1 protein-coding gene is annotated in these 2577 nt (G+C 61.5%); it reads left to right on the forward strand.

Annotated features, from left to right (window positions below):
* Positions 1-2361, forward strand: a 2361-nt coding sequence (adhE, locus tag ABYO54_RS15950; RefSeq protein ID WP_372809222.1) for a bifunctional acetaldehyde-CoA/alcohol dehydrogenase, incomplete at its 5' end; no start/stop codon positions are given.
* Positions 2362-2577: the final 216 nt, after the last annotated feature.

The following is a 2577-nucleotide window of genomic DNA, read 5'->3' on the forward strand; positions in this document are numbered from 1 at the left end:
GCTTCCGAGTTCATTTACAACAAGTACAAAGACATGAAGACCTGCGGCGTGCTGGAGCGCGACGAGACCTACGGGATCACCAAGATCGCGGAACCGATCGGCATTATCGCCGGCGTTGTCCCGACCACCAACCCGACCTCCACCGCCATCTTCAAGGCGCTGATTTCGCTGAAAACCCGTAACGGCATAATTTTCTCGCCGCATCCCCGCGCCAAAGGCTGCACGTCCGAGGCCGCCATGCTGGTTCGCAAGGCGGCGGAAGAGGCCGGCGCACCGGTCGGGCTGATCGATTGCATCGAAACCCCGTCCGTCGAACTGAGCAACGCGCTGATGAGCCATCCGGACATCGCGCTGATTCTGGCCACGGGCGGCCCGGGCATGGTGAAGGCGGCCTACAGCTCCGGCAAGCCGGCGCTCGGCGTTGGGGCGGGCAACACGCCGGCACTCATCGACGAAACCGCCTGCATCAAGACCGCGGTCAACAGCATCCTGATTTCCAAGACCTTCGATAACGGCGTCATCTGCGCATCCGAGCAGAGCGTGGTCGTGGTCGACTCCGTCTACGACGAAGTGAAGGAGGAGTTCATCAAGCGCGGGGCCACGATCCTGACCGCCGCCCAGAAAAAGAAGGTCGGCGAAACCATCATGATCGACGGCCACCTCAACGCCAAGATCGTGGGCCAGCCGGCCGCGAAGATCGCCGAGTTGGCGGGCGTCAAGGTGAAGGAAGAGACCAAGGTCCTGATCGGCGAAGCCACGAAGATCGGCCCCGAAGAGCCGTTTTCCTATGAAAAGCTCAGCCCGGTGCTGGGGCTCTACAAGGCCTCCGACTTTGCCGAGGGCGTGGACAAGGCCGAAGCGCTGGTCTCCGCCGGCGGTATCGGGCACACGTCCGTGCTCTACACCGATCCGCTCAACGCGGACCGCATCGCCGAGTTCGGCGCAAAGATGAAGACCGGACGCATCCTGGTCAACACGCCCAGCTCGCAGGGCGCGATCGGCGACCTGTACAACTTTAAACTCGAACCTTCTTTGACCCTGGGCTGCGGAAGCTGGGGCGGAAACTCTGTCAGCGAAAACGTGGGAGTCAAACACCTGATGAACGTCAAAACCGTCGCCGAGCGCCGTGAAAACACCTTGTGGTTCAATGTGCCCAAAAACATCTACTTCAAGTATGGCTGCCTGCCGATCGCCCTCAAGGACCTCGCCGGCAGCAAGCGCGCCATGATCGTGACCGACAAGGCGCTGCTCGACCTCGGCCTGGTCAAGAAGGTGACCGACGCGCTCGACTGCATCAAGATCGACTTCGAGATCTTCCACCAGGTCAAGCCCGATCCCGATCTGAGCACCGTCAAGGCCGGCCTCAAAATGATGAACGGCTACCGGCCCGACGTCATCATCGCCCTCGGCGGCGGCTCGCCGATGGATGCGGCCAAGATCATGTGGCTGATGTACGAGAGCCCGGAAACCAAGTTCGAGGATCTGGCGATGCGCTTCATGGATATCCGCAAACGCATCTGCACCTTCCCGGAACTCGGCAAGAAAGCCAAGATGGTCTGCATCCCGACCACCAGCGGCACCGGCTCGGAAGTCACCCCGTTCGCCGTCGTGACCGACGACAAGACCGGCGCGAAATATCCGATCGCCGACTATGCCCTGACGCCGGACATGGCCATCTGCGATCCGGAACTGGTGATGGGCATGCCGAAATCGCTCACCGCGTTCGGCGGGATCGACGCCGTGACCCATGCGCTCGAAGCGATGGTTAGCATCATCAGCTCCGAGTTCACCAATCCGCAGGCGCTCGAAGCCCTACGCTTGCTGTTCAAGTATCTGCCGGAGTCCTATGCCACGGGCGACCGCAAGGCGCGCGAAAAGGTACACTATGCCGCGACGCTCGCCGGCATGAGCTTTGCCAATGCCTTCCTGGGCATCTGCCACTCGATGGCGCACAAGCTCGGCGCGGCCTACCACCTGCCGCACGGCATGGCGAATGCGCTGATGATCAACGAGGTCATCAAGTTCAACGCCACGGACAATCCGATCAAGCAGGCGGCGTTCTCGCAGTACAGCTGGCCGACCGCCAAGGAGCGCTACGCCCGCGTGGCCGACTATCTCCAGCTCGGCGGCACCACGGACGATTCCAAGGTCAAGCTGCTGATCAAGGCGATCGACGACTTGAAGAAAAAGCTCAACATCCCGATGAGCATCAAGGAAGCCGGGGTCGACGAAAAGGTCTTCATGGCCAATCTCGACCAGCTCGCCGAGGATGCGTTCGACGACCAGTGCACCGGTGCCAACCCGCGCTACCCGCTGATCAGCGAGCTCAAGGAACTCTACGTTAAGGCCTTCCAAGGCTAGTAGACCGCTGCGGAAACGCAGCCTCTCTCTCCTCCTAGGGGCCGTCAAAAGCCTCTGCTCCGCCCCTCCCTGGACTCCCTTTCCAGGGAGGGGCTTTTTGGTGGTGTCCACCGGCGCAGGCTCGCTCGCCAACGCGGCGCGCCGGCATCTAAACACGGAGACTCCCTGCGAATGGAAATATTGGCCACAAGAGAGCGCAAAGGACGCAGAGGCAAC

Source organism: Pontiella sp. (assembly GCF_041622395.1).
Taxonomy (GTDB): Bacteria; Verrucomicrobiota; Kiritimatiellia; order Kiritimatiellales; family Pontiellaceae; genus Pontiella.